This window comes from Sorangium sp. So ce1036 (assembly GCF_051369805.1).
In the GTDB taxonomy this organism is placed as follows: Bacteria; Myxococcota_A; Polyangia; order Polyangiales; family Polyangiaceae; genus Sorangium; species Sorangium cellulosum_F.
Window position 1 is genome coordinate 1,117,928 of the sequence record NZ_JBBMOX010000001.1, and the last position, 20,902, is coordinate 1,138,829.

Consider the following 20,902-nt stretch of genomic DNA (forward strand, 5'->3'; position numbering starts at 1 on the left):
GCCCCCGGGCGCCGATGGATGCGCCCCCGGGCGCCGATGGATGCGCCCCCGGGCGCCGATGGATGCGCCCCCGGGCGGCGGCGGATCCGCCCCGCCGACGCGTGCTGCCGCACCGGCCAGGGGCGCGTCTGCCCACAACGCGGGCTGCGTCTGCCCCCAACGTGGGCTGCGGCGCGCCGCCCCAGAGCACGCGCTTGCGCTCGCGGCCGGAAATCGGCTAGCCCGATAGCTCACGGCGCGCGGTGCGCACGGTGAGCATGGGGCAAGGGTAATCGCCGTGGATCTCGACGCCTTCGCCGCGTCCGCTGCCCGCCGCGCGCTGCTCGGCGCCGCGCTGGCGCTCGCGCTCGGCGTCACCCCGGGGGCCTCCGGCGTGCGCGAGGCCGCCGCGGCGGAGCCGCTCGCCTGGGTGGCGCCGGACAGCGCGCGGGTCGTCCTCTGGCGCCACCGTCCCCGGCAGGGCGCCCCGGGGGCGGCCGCGGCGCCGGCTGCGCCCGCCGCGGCCGATCCGACCGGGCCCGTCGCGCTCGCGGCAGAGGAGCTGCTCCTCGTGCCCGTGGAGCCCGGCGACCGGCTGGAGCTGCGCGGCGAGGTCGCGGGCATCGGCCTCGGCTCCGGCGTCGGGGACACGCCCGACGTCATCACCTGGATGCCGCTCCCGCCCCGCAGGGCGGGCGCCCGCGACTTCGCGGTGCCGGCCTGGTCCGGCGCGCGCTTCGCCGTCGTGCGCGCGGCCGTCCCGCGGGGACCGCAGCGCGCAGAGGTCGCGGTGCGCGTCGCCGCGCGGGAGAGCGCGCCGCTCGCCTGGTACCGCCTCGACGAGGACGTCGCCGCGTGGCTCGGCGGCCGCGCGCCCGCGCCCGCCACGGCGCCGCGCGAGGCCGGCGCGCTGCTCCGCTGGGTCGACGCCGCGCGCGCCGCGCTCTCGCCGCCCGCCGCCGCAGGCGCGGCCTCGCCGCCCGGAGCGGCCTCGCCGCCGGGAGCGGCCTCGCCGCGGGCCGTCGCGCGCCTCGATCCCGCCGCGGCCGCATGGCTCACCGCGCGGTACCTCGAGGAGTCGCTGCTGCTCCGGCCCCTCGTCGAGCCGTACTTCGTCGAGCAGCCCGTCGAGGTGCGCGGCGGGCGCGAACGCCCCGACCTGCCGGCCGCCCCGCGCGCCACGCCGTGGCGATGGCTCGGGGCCGGGGCGCGGCTCGGCCTGCGCGCGCCCGACGCCGACGTGCTGCGCATCGCCCTCCGGGCGCGCGCCCACGGGGCCACGCGCGTCGTGGTCCGCGCCGGCGGCGCCGTCGTCCGGGAGCTCGCCTTCCGCACGGGGCCGCGCCTCGCGGACGCCGCGCGCTGGAGGGAGCCGCGGTGGATCCGGGTGCCGCTGCCGGTCGACGCCCGCGAGGTCACCGTCGAGGTCGTCGAGGGGGAGATCGCCGTCGCCGCGGGCGGCTTCCGGCAGCGCGCCGGCGTCGCCGAGCTCCTCGCGCCCGAGCGCGATCGCGCGGCGCTGCTCGATCGCGCCGCGCAGCCCGGCCACGACGGCGAGCGCGCGCAGCCCCACGTGGAGGCGCCGCGGCGGCTCGCCGCCGCCGATCGGACCCTGGCCCCGGCCGCCGCCGCAGCGGCGCTCGACCTCGCGGCGCGGCCGGGCGTGCCGCCGCCGATCCGGGCGCTCGTCCTCGCCGAGTCCGTGCGGTGGGCGCCCTCGCCCGACGCGGCGTTCGCGCGCGCGGCGCGCGCCCACGCGGCGGCGCAGGCCGGCCCGGCGGCGAGCGCCGCGCCGCTGCAGCGCGCGGCCCTCTCGCGGCTCGCCGCGGCGCACGCCGGCCCGGGCGCCCCGGGCGCGCCCTGGTCCGCGCCCGCCGCGCCGCCGCCGCCCGGCCCCGCGGGGGCGGGCGCTCACCCGGACGACGTCGCGGTCGTGTCCGCGCTCGGCGCGGCGCTCTCACCGCCGCACGACGGCCGGCGGCCGCTCGGGGCGCCGCTCGCCGAGCGGTACGCGCTCGGCCACGGCGACCTCGGCAGCGCCGCGCCCGTCGCGCGGATCGCCTGGGCGCGCGAGGCGCCCTGGGACACGCTCGACATCCCCGAGGGCACCGCCGCCTGGAGCGCGATCGCGCCGCCGCGCGACACGCCGCCGCCCGCGCCGCCCGTGGACGGCGGCGGAGCGCCGCGCGCCGCCACGGACGCGCTCTGCGACGTCGACGCGGCGTCCGGGCTCCGCTGGACGCTCCTCGACACCCCGCGCGCCGAGCTCACCGTCGACGCGCCGCCGGGCGCGCACGCGCGGGTGCTCCTCCGGAGCGCCTCGAGCGAGGTGGTCCCCGAGTCGTCGGTGCTCATCGACGGCACGGAGGTCGCGGTGCACGGCGGCGCCGGGCTCACCTCGGTCGTCGCGGTGGCGCCCGGCGCGCGCGTCTTCGAGCGGCGCGCGGGCGCGGCGCCGGTGCTCGCGCGCATCCCGCGGCGGGGGCGCGCTCCGTGCGCGTCGCTGCGGGAGATCACCCGGTGGGCCTGGGTCGACGGCGCGGTGACGTTCCCGCTCCCCGATCCGGAGCGCGCCACGGTGGCGCGCGTCGTGCTCGCGCCGCCCGACGCGGCGGGCGCGCCCCGGCCTGCGGGCGCCGCGGCGGGCGCGCCCCGGCCTGCGGGCACGCCCGGGCCCGCTGGCGCCGAGGGGCGCGTGCTCCGCGTGCGCGCCGGCGCCGGGACCTACGAGGCGTGGGTGCGCGCGGGCGCCACGGGGGCGATCGAGATCCCGGTCCCGGCCGGCGCGGGCGAGCTGCGCGTCGAGGCCACCGCGCCGGCGCTGGTCCGCGCCAGCGTGCGGCTGCACAGGGCCGCGCCCCCGGCGCCGCGCGTCGTCACGCCCGCGCGCCCGCCGCCCGGCGCCGCCGCCGTCGACGGCACGCTCGAGCAGATCCGGGGCGCCACGCGCGCCCTCCGCGCCGCGCCCCCCCAGGCCCGCGGGGCGCTCCACGCGCAGCGCGCCGCCGCGCTCGAAGCCCTCGGCTTCCCCGCGCTCGCCGAGCTCGACCGCGACGCCGCGCTCGACCGCGACGCCGAGGACGAGCCCCGGGGCGCCGGGCAGCGCCCCGGCGCGGCGGCCGCGGGCGCCCCGCCGGTGACGGTCTTCGCGCTGCCGCCGGGCAGCCCGCCGGTGGTGCCGCTCGGCCTGTCCGCGCGCGTGCCCCCGCTCCCTTTGCCCGGAGACCGCGCGCCCCTCGCCGCCGCCCGCGACGCGCGGAGCGCCGGCGAGCCGCGCCGCGGCGTCGCGCTGCTCGAAGGCGCCGCGGGCGACAGCTCGGGCGCGGACGCGCTCCTGCTCGGCCTCCTCGCCGAGCGCGCCGGCGAGGCGCGGATCGCCGCCGACGCCTTCACCCGGATCGGGCTCGCCCACCGCTCCGCCGCGGCGCTCACCCGCGCCGCCAACCTCGCCACCGACGTGGCCGCCGCGGCCGCGCCGCCCGATCGGCGGCTCACCCTCCGCGCCCTCGCGCTCGCCGAGCTCGCCGTCCAGGCGGCCGCCCGCGAGGCAGCCGGCGCCGCCGCCGCGGGCGCGCCCTCGCGGCCCGTCCAGCTCCCGCCGGCGGCCCTCGCGCGGCTGGCCCCGGTGACGAGCTGGGACGTGCCGCCGCGCGCCGACGCCGCGGCGGGCTCGGCCTCGCTCGAGCTCCGCCAGAGGGCCGATCACGAGCTGCCGCTCCGCGTGCGCGTGCGCCGCGCGCTCGTCGATGCGCCGGAGCCGTCGCTCCTCCTCACCGACGGCGCGCGCGCCGAGTTCCGGTTCGATCGCGCCGAGCCGGGCGCGATCGTGCTCGACGGCCGCTGCCGGACGCTCGATCACGAGGAGGCCCCCTGCGCGTTCTCCGTCGCGCTCGACGGCGAGAAGGTCGCGTGCTCCGCCGCGTCCGCGCCGAGCAGCGACCCCGCGCCGATGGTCGACCGCTGCGTCGTGCAGGTGCCGAGAGGCAGCCACCGCATCGAGGCGCGCCCCACGACGGACCGGAGCGTCCTCGGCTGGATCCGCGCGACCGCGGACGGCGCAGCGCAGCCGTTCTCGGGCCGCGTCCTCTCGACCTGGCACGAGATCGATCCCGGGCGCCCCCTGGAGCTCGCGTTCGCCGGCCCGACCGTGGTGCGCATCCGCGCCCGCGCCGCCTACGCGTGCGCCGCGGCGCCCCGCGCGCGCGCCGGCGCCGGCCCGGCGGGCGAGGGCGATCCGGGCTGCCGCCCCGAGATCGCCGCCGCGACGCCCGAGGGCCACCTGCGCTACGCGGTGGCGCCGCTCGGCGGCGAGGGCGCGGCCGGCGCCGCGGTGGAGGAGGGGACGATCGCGCTCGACACGACCGAGGACCGCGCCGCGCGCCGCCTGGGCGTGACGCGCGCGCCGTTCTTCTGGCTGGGCGACGAGGTCGAGGCCCGCGTCGCCGTCCTGCCCGAGGGCCCGCACGTGCTGCGCGTCGCGTCGCCCGCGGGCAGGGCGCTGCTCCGCGTGGAGCTCGCCGTCGCCGCCGGCGCGCCCCGCCCGCGCGTGCCGCCGCCCGCGCCGCCCGCGCCGCCGCCGGCCGGGGCGCCCGCGGACGACGCGCTCCGGCCGGCGCCCCCGGTCGGCGAGGACCCGGACACAGGTCCGCTGTCCGTCGGGGGGTACGCGCGCCTCGTCGACAGCGAGCTCACGGAGGAGGACCTCCGGCTGCCCCTCCGCTTCCTCGAGCTCGGCCTCGACGCGCACCGCGAGCTCCTCGAGCGCCGCGCCTGGATCGCGGCCGCGGGGTTCGGGCGGCTGCGCGACGGGCCGGCGAGCTTCGGCGCGGAGGCGCGCTTCGATCTGAGCTCCAGCGGCTGGGTCCCTGGCCTGGCGCTGAGCGGCCGCGTCGTGCACCAGCCGGGCGCCGGGGGCGCGGTGGGGGGCCGCGCGAGCGCGAGCGCGTTCTGGTCGATCCCGATCGACGAGCTCACGCTGTCGCCCTGGGCGGGCTTCACGTGGCTCGCGGTGGACGGGTCGCTCCGGGGCGTCGAGGGCGCGGACAAGGACATCTTCACGCCGTACGCGGCCGAGCACCGCACGCAGGCCGCGCTCGGCGCGCGCCTGCGGCACCGGCCGTTCGTGGACGCGCTGGTCACGGCGGGGACGTCGCTGCGGCTGAGCCCGGTGCCAGAGACGCTCGATCGCGTCGACGTGACGCTCGACCTGGACCTGCTGCCGGGCCGGGGCCTGTTCCCTTGGATCCAGCTCGGCTGGCTCGCGAGCTACCGGCCCGAGAACGAGACGCGCGACGAGGCGTTCCTGCGCGACGCGTTCACCGCGGGGGTGACGTTCTGGAGCTGGCTGGGGCGCGGCCACCGCGTCTCGCTCGGCGCGGAGGGGACGTTCCTGTTCGACATCCCGAGCCCGGCCGAGACCTCCCCGCGCCTGTCGGCGCTGCTCTTCGCCCGCTACGACTTCACCGCCGGCCGCGGGCTGCGCGACTTCCCGCCGCGCGCGACGCCGTTCCGCGACCGGCAGGAGGAGGGGAGCGGGCTCATCGAGCGGCAGCGGCCGGCGGTGGAGCCGTCGTGGGAGGATCCGTAGCGCTGCGCGTGATGATGGTCGGGCCTGCCGCCCGCCGGGAGTCGCCGCCGGCCCTTGCGACTCGCTGCTCCGCCTTCGAGGGAACGCGCCTCCGCACAGCGAAGACGCATCGCTGGAAGAGGACACGCTGGGGCCGGTCACGGTGGAGATCGAGCGCCATGGACGGCCATTGGCCGCGCTGCATGTGGGTGCTGACCTATCGATCCAGCTTGCGTGGGATAGCCCCGCGCCCGTGGAGGCGCCTGCCGCGCTCCGCGCCTGGCTCACCGCGCACGGTCTAGCCGCGCGTCGTGGGCCAGCACGCGGCCAAGCGCCCACAGGCCTGGCGTCTGGAGGTGCGCTCGCTCCTCCGGGGACAACCCTCGTTGCCGCAACGTCGTCGTCCTATCGCCGCCTTTGCACGGATGGCAGCCGGGTCTTCGCCATCGACGGCTGGAGGCTCGTGCGGCTGAAGGAGGACCACGGGGGTCTCGAGGTGTGCCCCGTCTTCAGGCCAGACACGCCTATCGCGATCCGTGATCGCGCAGTGCTCTTGCTCGACCCGAGCGGCAGGCGCCGCATGGTGGCGGAGGACGGCGAGTCTCGCCCAGACCGGCGCCGCTCTGTGGCCTGCCGGCACTCCGCCTTCGCCATAGGTGCCGAAGCGCGGCGCTCCCCGCAATGTCGTGCTCGGCGGTCGCCCCGCATGGCTCGGTCCGACGGGTACGGCATGCTCGCTCGCCGCGCGGAAATGGCGCCCTGCCTCCGGCCTCGAGGTGCGCTCGCCTCGATGGGTCCTGCCCCCGAGCTGCTCTGGCCCCGCGGCGCCCCGGCTCAGCCCGGGCTCGCCGCGTCCGCGCGCTTCGCGTGGCTCGCCCTGTCCGCGGACGTCTTCTTGTAGCCCGCCGGCAGCAGCACCTCGTAGCCCTCGGAGAGCCGCTGCTCGAACTCCGCCTTCATCCGCTCGCCGAGCTCCTGGAGGCGCTCCTCGTCCATGGCCTCCTCCACCTTCGGGAAGAGCTCCTCTTCCTCCTCCTCGACGTGGTGCTGGATGAGCTCCCTCAGCGTCGTCACGCGCGCCTTGAACGAGGCGTCCTCCGGAGAGGTCGAGATCAGCCGCTTCAGGGCGAGCTCGGCGATGGCGTGCTCCTCGTAGCCCTCGAGGATCAGGCCCTCGTCGATCCGCCGCACGGCGGGGTAGAAGAGCTCCTGCTCGATCGCCATGTGCGCGGCGAGCTCGTTGGCGAGCTCGGCGAGGATCGGCGCCGGCTCCGAGCGGCCGCCCTCGAGCTGCTTGAACAGGGACTCCACCTTTCGATGCTGCCTCTCGAGCAATGAGGTCGCTTTCATGGTCGTTCCTCCTCCCGTGCGCGCCGCGCTCCCGCGCCGCGGCCGGGGTGTCCTGGGTTGTGCGCAGCCCGCGAGCCCCTCGTTCGCCGGCCGTCCGGCCGGCGCTCTCCGCGGTCCGCAGGGCCAACCAGGCCAGGAGGGCGAGCGCGGCGGCCCGCCCTCCTGGCCCGAGCAGCCCGAGATCACGTGAGCTCTTCGCCCTCGGCCGGGGCTCATCGGCGCTCTCCGGCGCGCCCGACCTCCCGGGGCAGAGCCTGCTAGTCGGTCTTGTCCTCGATCTCGTCCCCCGCGTCCTCCGCGGCGTCGCCCGTCGATTCCGCTGCGTCCTCCGCCTCGTCCTTGGCGTCGCGCGCCGCGTCGTCGACGGCCTCTCCGGCCTGCTCCGCCGGCCCCTCCGGCTGCGGCTTGCTGCCGCCGCAACCGAACGCCACGCTGCCAAGCACCACCATCGACAAATATACCGTTTTCACGATTCCATCCCTTCCTTCCGTGCCGCTCACGCCCTCCGCAGGGGATCCCCGCATGGGGCGCTCCAGCGGACGTTGCAACGACTCTCCAGCGCTTCGTTTCCGCAGACTCTGTCCAGCAACGCCCGGGCCAAGCAATGCGATGAGCCCGCGCGTCCCCCTCGCATCACCGCCCTCGCCGCCGCGCTCCCTCGCTCCGGGGGCGAGCCCCGGTGGGACAGTTCGCCTCGACCGTGGCATCCTGCGCCGCGCAACGGACGCAACGGACGTCGGCGCGCGCGGGCGCGCCGCCCTCTCTCGCCCGGAGGCGACCACCGCGCGCTCTGGGCGACCACCGCGCGGTGCGATGCGGGCGCATTCGCTTGCGCCTCGCCGCCGATCGGGGGCAAGACTCCGCCCGGGAAGCGCGACATGATCCACGATTTCGCCGGCGCGCTCAGCGCCATCTTCACGGACGAGCGGGCCCGCCTGCTGCACGTCATCGTCCCGGCGCACGTCCACGGTCACACGCTCGCGCTCCTGCGGGCCCTCGGCGAGGCGGGCCCCTCGCCCCGCCCCGTGTGGATCCTGGCGGACCCGACCTACGGCCCCAGCCGCGGCTGGGCCGCCCGCGCGCGCTCGCTCGCGCGCGAGCTCGGCGACCCGCCGGCCGCCGAGGCGGCCGACTCCCCCCCGGACACGCCCGCCCCGGGCCCGCCGGCCGAGCCGCTCTGCGCGTTCGCCTCCGCCCTCGCGGCCCAGCTCGCCGCCCGCGCGCCGGGCCAGGGCGTCGTCGTCGTGCTCTCGCCGCAGCACATCGACGACCCACAGGCCCACGCCCGCGACCTCCTCGCCCTCGTCCAGCGCCCCGAACTCGCGCTCGTGCGCTGGGTGCTCGTGGACGCGGTCCACGCCAGCGTCGGCGACCTCCTCGCCCGCCTCGGCGAGGGCACGTCGCGCGTCGTGTGGCCCGAGGCCGAGGGCCAGGCCCTCGTCGAGATCGAGCGCCTGCTCACCGACCTCTCGGCCCGCGGCCAGCACCTCCCGGCCGACCTGGAGATGCGCGTCGCGCCCGGCTCGCCCCTCCGCGCCCCCGAGCTGCTCCCCGCGCGGCGCCTCCTGCACGAGGCGGACAAGTGCTTCCAGGGCGGGCAGCCCGCCGACGCGGCCCACCTCCAGAAGCAGGCCGAGGAGCTGCTCCTGGGCCGCGGGCTGGGCGAGGAGGCCATCCACGTCGCCATGCAGCGCGCGCGCTCGCTCATCGCCGCCGGCGTGGTCGAGGAGGGGCACCGGGTGTTCGTCGCCGCGCTGAAGGAGGCCGAGCGGCGCAACCTGCTCGCGATCGTCCCCGAGGCCTACGCCTCGCTCGGCAGCCTCCACAGCAAGCAGCGCCGGTTCCTGGACGCGTCGGAGGCGTACGCGCGCGCCGGGGACCTCGCGGACCGCCGCGGCAGCCGCGAGTTCGCGGCGGACATGCACCGCTGCGCCGGGCACGCGGCGCTCAACGCCGAGCTGCCGGACGCGGCCGCAAAGGCGTGGCGCCGCGCGTTCGAGCTGCTCGGCGCCATGGCCCCGACCGTGGGCGCCCTGGAGAAGCCCCAGCAGATCGTCATCCTCGGCCTCGCCCTCGCCGACGTCTTCGAGGCGCACGGCAACCTCCCCGCCGCGCGCGGGCTCCGCGGGCACGCCGAGGCCATCGAGACCCGCAACCCGCGGCGCTCGGAGACCTGGAGCTAGGGCGCCGGGCCCCGCCGCGGCGCGCGCGACCCGGCCCCCCCGCGACATGAACCGGGGACGAGCTCGGGCGGCGCCGTACTAGGCTCGCCGCCGCATGACCTCCGAGGCCTTCATCGCGCTCGCCATCCTCGGGCTCACGATCGTCCTGTTCGTGAGCGATCGCCTCCGGCTCGACGTCGTGGCGATGCTCTCGCTGCTCGCCCTCGCGATCACCGGCGTCGCCACGGCCTCCGAGGCGCTCGCCGGGTTCTCGAACCCCGCCGTGATCATGATCGCCGGGCTGTTCGTCATCGGGGCCGCGCTGACCGACACCGGCGTCGCCGACTGGCTCGGCCAGCGCCTCGAGCGCCTCGCCGGCGGCGGCGAGGCCCAGGTGATCGTGGCCGCGATGGGGGCGACGGCGCTCCTGTCCGCCTTCATGAGCTCCACGGGGACCGTGGCGATCCTCCTGCCCGTGGTCGGGACGCTCGCGATGCGCCGCGGGATCGCGCCCGCGCGGATCTTCATGCCCGTCGCGTTCGCGGCGCACCTCGGCAGCAACCTCACGCTCATCAGCACCCCGCCGAACCTGCTCGTGAGCGACGCGCTCCGCCAGGCGGGGCGCGCGCCGTTCCGCTTCTTCAGCTTCACCGTGCCCGGCCTCATCGTGCTCGCGCTCGGCGTGGCGTACCTCGCCTGGATCGGCCGCCGCGCGCTGCCCGGCGCGGCGGACCGCGCGGACGCGCGCGCGCCGCGGCCGCTCTCGCTCGACGACCTCTCGACGGAGTACGGGCTCGGCGGCGCCCTGCGCGCCCTGCGCGTCCCGCCCGGCGCGAGGCTCGCCGGCCTCACGCTCGGCCAGGCGAACCTGCGCGCCGCCTTCGGCGTGACCGTGATCGGCATCGCGCGCCCCGGGCCGCGCGGCCTCGAGGCGCAGCGCGTGGTGCCGACGATGGCGTTCGCCGCCGGCGACGAGCTGCGCCTGCTCGGGAGCGACGCGGCGATCGCCGCGGTCGCGGACAGCTTCGGCCTCGAGGCGCTCGGCGAGCGCCCCACCTTCTCGCTCCCGCCCGAGGAGTCCCTCGCCGAGGTGGTGCTGCCGCGGCGCTCCAGCCTGGCGGGACAGTCGCTGCGGGAGGCCAGGTTCCGCGACCGCTACCGCGCGAACGTGCTCTCGATCCGGCGCGGTGACGGTTCGATCCCGGTGTTCCACTCCACGCCCGAGCTGCGCGACATCAAGCTGCGCGCCGGCGACACGCTGCTCGTGAAGGGCCGGCTCAAGCACCTCAAGAACCTGCGCGACGAGCGGCGCGATCTCGTGCTCGTCGCCGAGCCCGACGCGCGCGGCGAGGCCCTCGTCGATCGCGGGCGCGCCCTCCTCGCCGTGGGCATCACCCTGGGCATGCTCGTCTGCATGGCGTTCGGGTGGCTGCCCAACGTCATCGCCGTGCTGCTCGCCGCGAGCCTCCTGGTGCTCGCGCGGTGCGTGCGCCCCGTGGACGTCTACCGCTCCGTGAACTGGGAGAGCGTCGTGCTCATCGCCGGCATGGTCCCCCTCGCCGCCGCGCTCGAGCGCACCGGCGCGATGGGGGCCGCCGTCTCCGCCCTCGAGGGGCTCCTCGCGGGGGCGCGCCCCACGGTGGTCCTCGGCCTGCTCGTCCTGTTCACCTCGGCCATCGGCATGGTCCTCTCGAACACCGCGACGGCCGTGCTCATGGCCCCCCTCGCGGTCCGCCTGGCGGGCGCGCTGGGCCTCGCGCCCGAGCCGCTCCTGCTCGGGGTCGCGTTCGCGTCCTCGGCCGCGTTCGCCACGCCCATCGCCTCTCCGGTGAACATCCTCGTGATGGGCCCCGGCGGCTATCACTTCAAAGACTTCACCCGGGTGGGCCTGCCCCTGCAGCTGCTCGTGCTGGCGACGACCGTCATCGTCGTCCCGCTCGTTTTCCGCTTCTGATCGCGGGCGTCATTGCACCTACCTTGCGAACGCCGGAGCGATCCTGTAGCGCAGGATCCACGATGAGCGCTCTCGAGGACTCCGCGCATATCGCCACGTATCCTCCGCCGGTCCCGATTGCCCTCGTCCTCAAGCTGCCGCCGCCACCGCGGGGCGACGCGTGAGGGAGCGGCTCGAGAGCCTGCTCCTGGTCCTGGCCGTCGGCTCCACCGTCGCGATCGGCGCCAAGCGCGTCGGGGTTCCCTACAACGTCGCGCTCGTGCTCGTGGGCCTCCTCCTCGTCGTCCTCGACGTGCTCCCGAACACGCCGATGGACCCGGAGGTCATCCTCATCGCCTTCCTCCCCGTGCTCGTGTTCGAGGGCGCCCTGTTCGCCGACGCGGACAGCCTGCGCGCCGCGAGCCGACCCATCCTCGCGCTCGCCGTGCCGGGGGTGCTCATCTCGCTGCTCGGCACCGCCGCGGTGGCGACCCTGGTGCTCGATCTCCCGTTCGCGGCGGCGCTCCTGCTCGGCGCGCTGCTCTCGATCACCGACACCGTGAGCGTGCTGCTCGCCTTCCGGAGCGTCCGTGTCCCGCACCGGCTGGCCGCGATCATGGAGGGGGAGAGCCTGTTCAACGACGGCACGGCGCTCGTGCTCGTGGTGCTCGCCTCGCGCGTCGTCGCGAGCGGCACGTTCGACCCCGTCACCACCTTCCGCGAGCTCTCGATGGCGATGATCGGCGGCGCCGTCCTCGGCGGGGCGTTCGGCGCCGTGGGCTCGGCCATGCTGCGCCGCACGCCCGATCACCTGACCGCGATCCTCGCCTCCACCGTGATCGTGTTCGCCACCGCCCTGGTCACCGAGCGGCTCCACGCCTCGCCGGTCATCGCGGTCGTGGTCGTCGGCGTGGTCATCGGCCGGGTCGCGCGCCGGTTCCTCGAGCCCTCGCGCGTGCTCGCGCTGCAGGGCTTCTGGGAGACGAGCGGCTTCGCGCTGAACGTGCTGCTCTTCCTGCTGGTCGGCATGCAGATCCAGGCGGAGATGCTCGTGCGCGAGGCGGCTTCCATCGGCCTCGCGCTCATCGCGCTGCACGCGGGCCGGGCGGTGGCCGTCTACGGCTGCTTCGGCGTGCTGCGGGCCATGACGCAGGAGGTCGTGCCGCTCCGCTGGCAGCACGTGATGCTGGTCGGCAACATCAAGGGCGCGCTCTCGATGGCGGCGGTCCTCAGCCTCCCGCGCGACATGGCGTACCGGGACCGCCTGATCACGATCGTCTTCGGCGTGACCTTCGTCACCCTCGTCGCGCAAGCGCTGCCGTTCGCGCGGCTGCTCAGGCTCCTCGGGGTCGCGACCCCGGCGGCCGATCCCACGCTCGACGCCGCGAAGGCGACGCTGATCGCCGCGCGGCGCGGCCAGGCGGAGCTCGACGAGCTGCTCGCCTCGGGCCTCGTGTCCCGCAAGGAGCACGCGGAGCGACGGGCGGCGTTCCAGCGCCAGGTGATCGGGGCGGAGGCGGCGCTCCACTCGCCCCAGGGCGAGCAGGCCAGGGACCACCTCACGGACATCGCGCTGCTCTCGGCGCAGAAGGCGGCGGTGCTCGACGCGGCGAGGCGGGGGCTCATCGCCGCCGAGACGGCCGACGCCCACGCGAACGAGATCGATCACGAGATGGTGAAGCTCCACACGCACGAGGGAGGCGGCTGACATGCGCGTTCTCATCGCGGGCGCCGGGCGCGCAGGGCTGAGCGTCGCGGTCCACCTCGCGGCCACGGGTCACGACGTGACCATCGTCGATCGCGACGAGTCGATCGCCAACAGCGCCTTCGAGCGGAGCGGCCTGGTGTCGCTCGTGGGGGACGCGACCGACGCCGGGCTGCTCAAGGAGGCGGAGGTCGGGCGCGCCGACGTGGTGGTCGCCATGCTCCGCCGCGACGCCGACAACCTCGCGGTCGCGCTCCTGGCCCAGGCCGCGGGCGCCAAGCGCGTGATGGTGCGCATGCGCGACCCGGATTACCGGAGCGTCTATGTCCGCGCGGGCGTCCACCGGATCCTGTCCGAGATCGACGTCTTCATCGGCGCGATGGCGACGGCCATCGAGCACCCGGCGGTGCGTCACGCGATGGTGCTCGGCACCGGCGAGGCGGTCGCGTTCGAGCTCGACGTCCCCGCCGACTCGGCGGTCGCGGGCCGCACCGTGAGCGTCATCGCGAGCAGCGCCGGCTTCCCCGCCTCGTGCGTCTTCGCCGCGCTCTACCGCCCGGACGGCGGCGTCGAGGGGCCGCGCGGCTCCTCGATCGTCGAGGGCGGCGCGACGGTGCTCCTCGTGGCCGCGCGCGATGAGCTCGCCGAGGTGGTGGCGTTCTTCCTCCGGCGCGATCCGGGGGCAGGCGAGGCCCGCGCGCGGCCGCGCTGAGCCTGTGGCCGGCGCGCCCGCGGCGCGGCCCGCTCACGAGGAGCAGAGGCATGACCGAGAGACGCATGGGATCGAATCGAGCGCCGGAGGAGCCGTGGGGCGCCGGGCGCGGTCACGGCCCGATCTCGCCGCGGCGCCCGCTCGGCAGCGAGATGACGGACGTGGTGCGCGGCCTCTTCGCGCGCTTCCGGCTCCCCTGGCTGCTGCAGCGCTATTCCCAGGTGCCGGTGCTCGCCGTCTTCAGCTTCGTGAACGGGTTCGTGAGCATCGGCCTGATGGCGGTCCTCGCCGCCGTGACCAGGTCGCCCTTCGTCTTTCCGTCGCTCGGGCCGACCGCGTTCCTGTTCTTCTACACGCCCACGGCGGCCTCGGCCGCGCCGCGCAACACGATCTTCGGGCACTGCATCGGCGTCGCGGCCGGTTACCTCAGCCTGCTCGTCACGGGGCTGACGCACGCTGGCCCGGCGACCGCCGCCGGCGTGACGGTCCCGCGCGCCGTCGCCGCGGCGCTCTCGCTCGGCCTCACGGCCGGGCTGATGGTGCTCGCCCGCGCCCCCCACCCGCCGGCGGGCGCCACGACGCTCATCGTCTCGCTGGGCATCCTGGCGCGGCCGCCGGCGCTCCTGGTGCTCCTCGGCGGGGTCGTCCTGCTCACGATCCAGGCGATCGTCATCAATCGCCTCGCGGGCATCGATTACCCGCTCTGGGCGCCGCGGCGGGCGCCCCCCGAGCCGAAGCCGCGCGCGGGGGCGAGCAGCCCGCCCGGCGAATCGACGACGTCCTCGGCCTGATCCGCCTCGTGCTCTCGACCGGCCGGGCCGGGCGCGGGGGGAGCTACTTCTCGAACGATGTACCCGGGGGCGCTCAGCTCTTCGCCGCATCGAGGATCGCGGCCGCGTGCTCCTTCGGATCCACCTCCAGCCAGACCTGCTTGATCGTGCCGTCCTTGCCGACGAGGAACGACTGGCGGGAGGCGAAATCGCCGCGCAGCGGCACGTGGAACGCCCTGGCGACCGCGCCGTCCTCGTCGACCACGAGCGGGAACGGGAGCTCGTACTTGGCGATGAAGTCCGCGTGGCTCTGCGCGCCCTGGGTCGAGACGCCGTACACCTCGACCCCTGCGCCCTGGAGGTCGGCCCAGCCGTCGCGCAGGCCCTTGGCCTGGATCGTACAGCCGGGCGTGTCGTCCTTCGGATAGAAGTAAACGAGCACCTGCTTGCCCCGCAGGCTCGAGAGCTTCACCTCCTTGCCGTCGTGGAGCTTGAAGGTGACGTCCGGCGCGGCGTCGCCCGGCTTGAGCGGCCCGGCGTCGCCCGGATCGAGCGTGCCCGCGGCGGCGGGCTTTTCGGCGGGCCCTCCGGGGGCGCCCGCGGGCTTGTCGCAGCCGGCGGCGAGGGCGAGGGCAGCGAGCGCGAGCCCGAGCGCGCGGGCGAGGTGCGTTGTGCTCGTCATGGCGCGCAGGATCCCACCGGCTCCCGGAGGCGGCAAGCGGGCGACGGTCGAGGGCTCGCACCGCCGCCGGCCTCGAGGGGCTCCCGCGCGCCTCACCGAGGGGCGCGCGCGATGCATGGTGTCCTGACGGGAAGCCAAGGTGGCGCCCGAGGAGGCGCCCACGCTACGCTGCGCGGGCCATGCGCTGGACCCCGGGCGGCAAACGCAGTGGGAACCTCGAAGATCGTCGCGGCGTGTCCGGCGGGGCGAAGCTCGGCCTCGGCGGGACGCTGATCCTGCTCGCGCTCTCGCTCGTCTTCGGGCGGGACTTCCTCGGCCAGCTGGGCGGCGAGGGGGTCGGGCTCCCCGGCGCGCAGACCGAGCGGGCGAGCTCGCCCGAGGAGGACCGGCTCGTCGACTTCGTGCACTTCGTCCTCGACGACGCCCAGGCCGTGTGGGCGCAGGAGCTCCGCCGGAAGGGGCAGACCTATCCGGAGGCGAAGCTCGTGGTGTTCACCGACTCCGTGAGATCGGGCTGCGGCTTCGGCGAGGCGGCGATGGGCCCGTTCTATTGCCCTGCCGACCGGAAGGCGTACATCGATCTCGGCTTCTATCGCGAGCTCAAGGCCCGGTTCGGCGCGCCCGGCGATTTTGCCCAGGCGTACGTGCTCGCCCACGAGATCGGCCATCACGTGCAGACCGTGCTCGGCGTCGAGCGGCGCGTGCGCCAGCAGCAACGGGCGCGCCCCGGCGAGGAGAACGCGCTCTCCGTGCGGATGGAGCTCCAGGCGGACTGCTTCGCGGGCGTGTGGGCCCACTCCACCGCGAAGCGCGATCTGCTCGAGTCGGGCGACGTGGAGGAGGCGCTGATGGCCGCGTCCGCGATCGGGGACGACCGGCTGCAGAAGAGCGCGACCGGCAAGGTCAACCCGGAGACGTGGACGCACGGCTCGTCGGCGCAGCGGGTCGCCTGGTTCAAGCGCGGCATGAAGGGCGGGCGCATCGAGGATTGCGACACGTTCGCGGCGGGCGCTCCCTGAGACGGGGGCGCTCGCGCCTCGGCCAGGCTCACGAAACGAGCGCGGAGCGGCTCGTGGCGGGGGCGCAGGGGGGCCAGTCTCGCGCGCATCGGCCCGGGCGCCCAGGACCACCCGCCTCGAGAATTCTGAGCCCGCTTGGCCGCACCCCGTGTTCGCCCATCGAGGATCTCGCTCCAGCAGCGCTGGCGTCGCGCGCCATCCGCGTTGCCCAGGGCGGGCGATCGTTGACACCTCGACGCCGCGCCCTGTTATCCTCGGCCGGGTTCCGAGTCCTCCCCTGACATTGCATCGCGCAGCGTTCGCGCCCGGCATGATGCTTGTGTGGCGCGTCGATCCGGCGGGGCGGCTGCGGCGAATGCCCATCCTCGACGAGGAGATTTCATGAGCTTCTTGAACCGGATCAGATTGGCGTTCTCCGGTACGTTTCAGGCGGACGTGTCGACGGTCAACAATGACGTCCGCCATTTCGACAACGCGACGTTCGAATCGTCCTTTCAGGAGCTCCGGGACGGCAGCTCCATGAACGGCTGGTGGAACCCGATGGGATCGGGCGCATTCCGGCTGCTCGATTGCCGCGTCACGGGCGTCTGGTACGAGGACGGCTCCTTCACCGACGATCCGGCCAAGGACCCGGTGATCGGCATGCTGGTGGGCGGCTCGAACGATCGGACGAGCGGCAAGATCGTCGACATCGATCCCCAGTGGCAGCTCGCCTCCGCGCTGTGGGGCTTCGACGTGCGGCTCACCGACGACCGGGGCGTGGCCTCCTTCGGGGGCCGCTACGAGCCCCACGCGTTTCGGGACCTGTGGTTCAACCGCAACGTGAACGCAGGGGGCGACCGCGCCGCCTCGTCCACCTTCCAGTCGGTGCTGGAGGGGGTGACCTGGACCGATGGCGCGGAGTCGAGCCGCTTCCTCCGCGAGCTCCGCGCCGCCACGGCCGGCGACCGGCTCTCCATCCGGATGGTGACCTTCGGCTTCAACGACGACGCGAGCCAGCCGCGCTTCACGCTCGGCACGGTCGTGGGCGTGATCGGGCCGTATCTGCCGGGCGAGCCCTCGTCCTTCGTGCTCGGGCGGCGCTTCACCCCTGCGGGCAGCAGCTTCACCTCGTGGAATGGAATCACCTATTTCTCGGGTCTCGTGGACGAGAAATCCGGGACGCTCTTCCTCGATCTCTCGAACGCGCTCCAGACCACCGACGACGCTGGCACCCCGAGCGACATCGGCGCCCTGAGCGTGGGCATCCTGCGCGACCCGAAGCTGCAGGAGAACACCCCGGTCACCCCGAAGACCTTCGAGGAGCTGGCCGAGATTCCTTATCGCAAGGTCGACGAGCACCAGAGAGCCTGCTGGCTGTACGAGAGCGGCGGCGTCTTCACCGCCGCGCTCACGCCCGATCAGGTCGCCCTGCTGAAGAGCCATCCGCTCGCCCTCGTGAGCAAGACCGCGTTCAACCCGGGCGCCACGGGCTTCGATCTCGGCCATGGCGTCGTGGCCATCCGCGAGAGCGAGGACGGCCTCCTGGTCTGCGCCGAGCCGGCGGTGCACCGCGTCGACGGGGCCGGCGAGACGTCCGCGACCGTCTATGCCGCCCGCTATGGCGCGCCGCTCGGCGGCGCCGTCATCCAGATCGCGCAGTCGGGCGGCGTCCCCGACCAGGGCGGTGGGCCGCCGGGGGACCCCAACCCTCCCAAGGCGAAGATCCCGGACATCGGCGTGCCGACGGACACGCTGAGGCTGCCGAGCGCCGTCGAGACCTCGCACGAGGGCAAGGCCGAGCTCCGCATCACCGCGAGCTCGCCAGGCAACCCGCGGAGGTACCTCGACGGCCAGATCTACCTGGTCGCCTACCGCTACCCCGGCCAGAGCAACGTGGCGCGCCAGCCGTTCGAGTACATCGTGCTGCACGTGCGCGACGCCTTCGAGGTGCCGGCCGACCCGACCTGGAAGGACGTCGAGCCGATCTTCACCCAGTACGGGAACCTCTATCCGCTCATGAGCAAGGGGATCGTGGACCTCTCCAATCCGAGGGACGTGAAGCGTCACGCCCGGATCCTCAAGCTCGCCTTCTCCCTCGATGTCGGGGACCCGAACTACATGCCGGTGACGCGGGACCTGTCGGAGCCGAAGCGGAAGATGATCGTGAAGTGGCTGGAGAAGGTCGAGCGGGAGGGCGACGCGCTGCTCGACGCGGCCGCGGCGGCCCGGCCCGCGGCGCCGGCCAGGGTGTCGGCGAGGGCGCAGGTGAAGGCGCAGGTGAAGGCGAGCGACGCCGCGCAGGCCCGGGCCGACGCCGCCACGATGGACGCCGGCAAGGCGCGGTTCGCGGGCAAGCTCATGAGCACGATCGGCGGCCCGCGCGTGAAGTGACCTGGGCACGGACGACACGCTGCGAAGGGGAAGAAGATGCTGAAGATCAGAAATGAGATCGTCGAGAAGATCCGCGCCACGGCCGACGTCGCGGATCTGCGGGAGGCCCTCCAGAGGGCCGTCGAGCTCGAGCACGCGACGATTCCGGCGTACCTCACGGCGCTCTACTCGATCAAGCAGGGCCAGAACGCCGAGGCGGCCCAGATCCTCCAGTCGGTGGTGGTCCAGGAGATGCTCCACATGACCATCGCCGCCAACGTGCTGAATGCCATCGGCGGGGCCCCGGAGATCGAGCATCCGGGCTTCATCCCGGTGTTCCCGGGGCCGCTCCCGATGGGCGTCCACGAGGGGCTGACCGTGGGGCTCGAGAAGCTGACGCGAGGCCTCGTCTACAACACCTTCATGGTCATCGAGGAGCCGGAGATGAAGCTCCACATCCCGGTCAAGGCGCCGCGGCTCCACGCGGCCACGCCCACGCCCGCGCCGCCCTCGCCGGGGTACGCCACCATCGGCGATTTCTACAAGGCGATCATCGACAAGATCCACGAGCTCGGGCAGGGCATCTTCACGGGCGACCCGGGCCGACAGGTCGTGGACAACACCTGGTTCCCGCCGGATCTGCTCTTCCCCATCCGGACCGTGAGCGACGCCGACAAGGGGCTGACGGTGATCATCCAGGAGGGGGAGGGCACGAGCACGTCGCCGAAGGAGCCGGGCAGGGGCCTCGCGCACTATTACCGGTTCGCGCAGATCGTCTATGCGCGCAGGCTCGTGGCCGACCCGTCGGAGCCGTCCGGCTACTCGTATTCGGGCCCGCCGGTGCCGCTCGACCCGGCGGGGATCTGGGATCTCTACCCCAACGCCAAGACGGTCGACTACGCGCCGGGGAGCAGGGCGCGCTACCTCGCCGAGCAGTTCAACTATGGATACACGAACCTGCTCCGGGCGCTGCACACCACCTTCAACGGGAGCCCCGACAAGCTCCGCAGCTCGCTCGGGCTGATGTTCGAGCTGAAGCTCCTGGCCGGCAACCTGGTCTCGACCCCGATCGAGGGGACGACGATGTTCGCCGCGCCGACGTTCGAGTACACCCCGACCAGCCTCTGAGCCCGCTCCCTCGGGCTCATGCCCACACCACGCGATCGAAATCCGGATCGATCCCCGGTCGGACCGCGTCGGCCCAGGGCTGGCGCTCGTCGATCTCGGCCGCGAGGGACTGCCCGGCGTTGGCCTCCAGGACCTCTTCCTGGCCGTGGCCGGGGCCCCTCGTCGCCCGCAGGACGTGGGTCTGCGTCCAGCGCGCCACCGCCGCGCGCGCCTCGTCCGACCCCATCCACGAGAGCGCAGCCCGCACCGCGGCGGAGGCCCCGAAGGTCCTCGCCTCGTCCAGCGCGAGCAGGAGCTCGCGCAGGCACCACGGCTGGCCCAGCGCCGCGAGCGCCGCGGCGACGTCCTTCTGGACGACGGGCGTGCTCGACCGCAGCGCCCGGCGGAGCGCGGCGAGCGCGTGCTGCGGCGCGTGCTCGAGGAGCAGCAGGGCGAGCTCGCCGAGGAACGGGTTGCCCCGGTAGCCCTTGACGACCCTGACGCGCGCGAACGCCAGCGCCACCTCGACGGCGCGCTCGCGCTCGATCCCGCGCCGCAGCAGGTACCGGGCGGCGGCGTGCACGGCGTAGGGGTGGTGCTGCGCCGGATCCGCGCGCGCGAGCAGCCGGCTCACCGCCGGGCAGACGGGGTAATCCGGGTGCGCCTCGAGCCGCTCGATCGCGTGCCCCGCGGTCGCGTCCACCGCGGCGTCGATCAACCCTGCGCACGCGTCGACGAGCTCCGCCGGCGTGAGCACCGCCTCGAGGGGATCGAGGAACGCGCGCGCCGTCGCCCTGTCGGCGATCCGCGCGAGCAGGTACCGCCTGTACGCCTCGCGCTGCGCCGCGGCCCGCGCCTCGGCGGCCGCCGAGGGCCGCTCGCGGGCGAGCAGCTCGTGGTCGCCGAGGTGCTCCGCCCACCGCGCGCGGAGCGCCGCGTCGGAGAGGTCGATCGCGGCGAGCGCCTCGGCGTCCGCCTCGAGCTCGCGGGCGACGCGGAAGACGTGCCCGTGCGCGCCGGGGATGAGCAGCCCTTCCTCGGTGAGCTCGCGGATCGCGGCGACCATGGCGTCGGCGGTGGGGAGGAACGCGCGCAGGCGTCGCTCGGGGAGCGCGGGGCGAGGGAGGCTCAGGATGCGCCGGGCGAAGAAGTAAGGATCGATCGTGAGACCGCCGTCGCCGTGGTCGTCGACGTCGATCGCCTCGCCGTCGGGGGCGGTCAGGCAGAGGCCGTCGCCGTGGAAGAGAAACGTCCATCCCGGCATGCCCGGGACCTCGCCCTCGAAGGTGTCCGTGTCGAGGCGCTCGTGCCGGACCCGCATCAGCCAGCGCTGCCGCTCGACCTGCCGCGCGAGCGCCACGAGGAGCCACGCATGCCACGGATCCGGGGGAGCGCTGGAGGCGACCGGGGCCGCGGCGAGGGCGGCGCGAAGCGCGAGGAGGAGGGGATGCACGGGGACACCTCGATGGCGCCGGCGGGGTTCGCGCCGTCGACGTCAGTGTCGCATGTCCGCCCCGGGCGCGTCCCGGGCCGGCGTACGCCCGGGCTTTCCTCCCGCCGGTCGC

The 20,902-nt window shown here is 75.3% G+C and carries 13 protein-coding genes; 9 read left to right on the forward strand and 4 right to left on the reverse strand.

Translation table 11 applies throughout. From position 1 onward, the window contains the following. Positions 1-277: 277 nt before the first annotated feature. A complete protein-coding gene (locus WMF31_RS04065) occupies positions 278-5,566 on the forward strand; it encodes a hypothetical protein (protein WP_436600670.1) in 5,289 nt (1,762 codons plus the stop codon). 813 nt (positions 5,567-6,379) lie between these two features. Here WMF31_RS04065 and WMF31_RS04070 read toward each other — a convergent pair. Both WMF31_RS04070 and WMF31_RS04075 read right to left on the reverse strand, forming a co-directional pair. Continuing rightward, entirely contained in the window at positions 6,380-6,895 is a 516-nt protein-coding gene (locus WMF31_RS04070; RefSeq protein ID WP_436600671.1) for a hemerythrin domain-containing protein, read from the reverse strand. A gap of 257 nt (positions 6,896-7,152) precedes the next feature. Continuing rightward, on the reverse strand, positions 7,153-7,365 hold the full coding sequence (locus tag WMF31_RS04075) for a hypothetical protein (RefSeq protein ID WP_436600672.1): 213 nt from the start codon (positions 7,363-7,365) through the stop codon (positions 7,153-7,155). Positions 7,366-7,773: 408 nt separating this feature from the next. Between WMF31_RS04075 and WMF31_RS04080 the strand changes: the two genes are divergently transcribed. From WMF31_RS04080 to WMF31_RS04100, 5 genes are all read left to right on the forward strand, one after another. Next, positions 7,774-9,078 carry a hypothetical protein gene (locus WMF31_RS04080; RefSeq protein WP_436600673.1) on the forward strand — a complete coding sequence of 435 codons (1,305 nt, stop codon included), beginning with the start codon at positions 7,774-7,776 and terminating at the stop codon, positions 9,076-9,078. 94 nt (positions 9,079-9,172) lie between these two features. Continuing rightward, positions 9,173-11,011 carry an SLC13 family permease gene (locus WMF31_RS04085; RefSeq protein ID WP_436600674.1) on the forward strand — a complete coding sequence of 613 codons (1,839 nt, stop codon included), beginning with the start codon at positions 9,173-9,175 and terminating at the stop codon, positions 11,009-11,011. A gap of 160 nt (positions 11,012-11,171) precedes the next feature. Beyond that, a complete protein-coding gene (locus tag WMF31_RS04090) occupies positions 11,172-12,698 on the forward strand; it encodes a cation:proton antiporter (protein WP_436600675.1) in 1,527 nt (508 codons plus the stop codon). A 1-nt stretch (position 12,699) separates the two neighbouring features. Then, complete coding sequence (locus tag WMF31_RS04095; RefSeq protein ID WP_436600676.1) at positions 12,700-13,407, forward strand: potassium channel family protein; 708 nt, start codon at positions 12,700-12,702, stop codon at positions 13,405-13,407. Between the two features lie 50 nt (positions 13,408-13,457). Continuing rightward, positions 13,458-14,198, forward strand: coding sequence for an HPP family protein (locus WMF31_RS04100; protein WP_436600677.1), 741 nt, complete (start codon positions 13,458-13,460; stop codon positions 14,196-14,198). A gap of 73 nt (positions 14,199-14,271) precedes the next feature. Here the strand turns inward: WMF31_RS04100 and WMF31_RS04105 are convergent, their stop codons facing one another. Then, complete coding sequence (locus tag WMF31_RS04105; RefSeq protein WP_436600678.1) at positions 14,272-14,859, reverse strand: peroxiredoxin; 588 nt, start codon at positions 14,857-14,859, stop codon at positions 14,272-14,274. Positions 14,860-15,038: 179 nt separating this feature from the next. Between WMF31_RS04105 and ypfJ the strand changes: the two genes are divergently transcribed. The 3 genes from ypfJ to WMF31_RS04120 all read left to right on the forward strand — a co-directional run bounded on the left by ypfJ (position 15,039) and on the right by WMF31_RS04120 (position 19,358). Beyond that, positions 15,039-15,878: a KPN_02809 family neutral zinc metallopeptidase gene (gene ypfJ, locus WMF31_RS04110; protein WP_436600679.1), complete on the forward strand. Its 840-nt coding sequence runs from the start codon at positions 15,039-15,041 to the stop codon at positions 15,876-15,878. A 381-nt stretch (positions 15,879-16,259) separates the two neighbouring features. Beyond that, on the forward strand, positions 16,260-18,251 hold the full coding sequence (locus tag WMF31_RS04115) for a hypothetical protein (protein ID WP_436600680.1): 1,992 nt from the start codon (positions 16,260-16,262) through the stop codon (positions 18,249-18,251). Between the two features lie 36 nt (positions 18,252-18,287). Further along, positions 18,288-19,358: a ferritin-like domain-containing protein gene (locus tag WMF31_RS04120; RefSeq protein ID WP_436600681.1), complete on the forward strand. Its 1,071-nt coding sequence runs from the start codon at positions 18,288-18,290 to the stop codon at positions 19,356-19,358. Positions 19,359-19,374: 16 nt separating this feature from the next. On the opposite strand, the gene WMF31_RS04125 is transcribed toward WMF31_RS04120, so the two are convergent. Further along, on the reverse strand, positions 19,375-20,790 hold the full coding sequence (locus tag WMF31_RS04125) for a hypothetical protein (protein WP_436600682.1): 1,416 nt from the start codon (positions 20,788-20,790) through the stop codon (positions 19,375-19,377). Between the last annotated feature and the right edge of the window lie 112 nt (positions 20,791-20,902).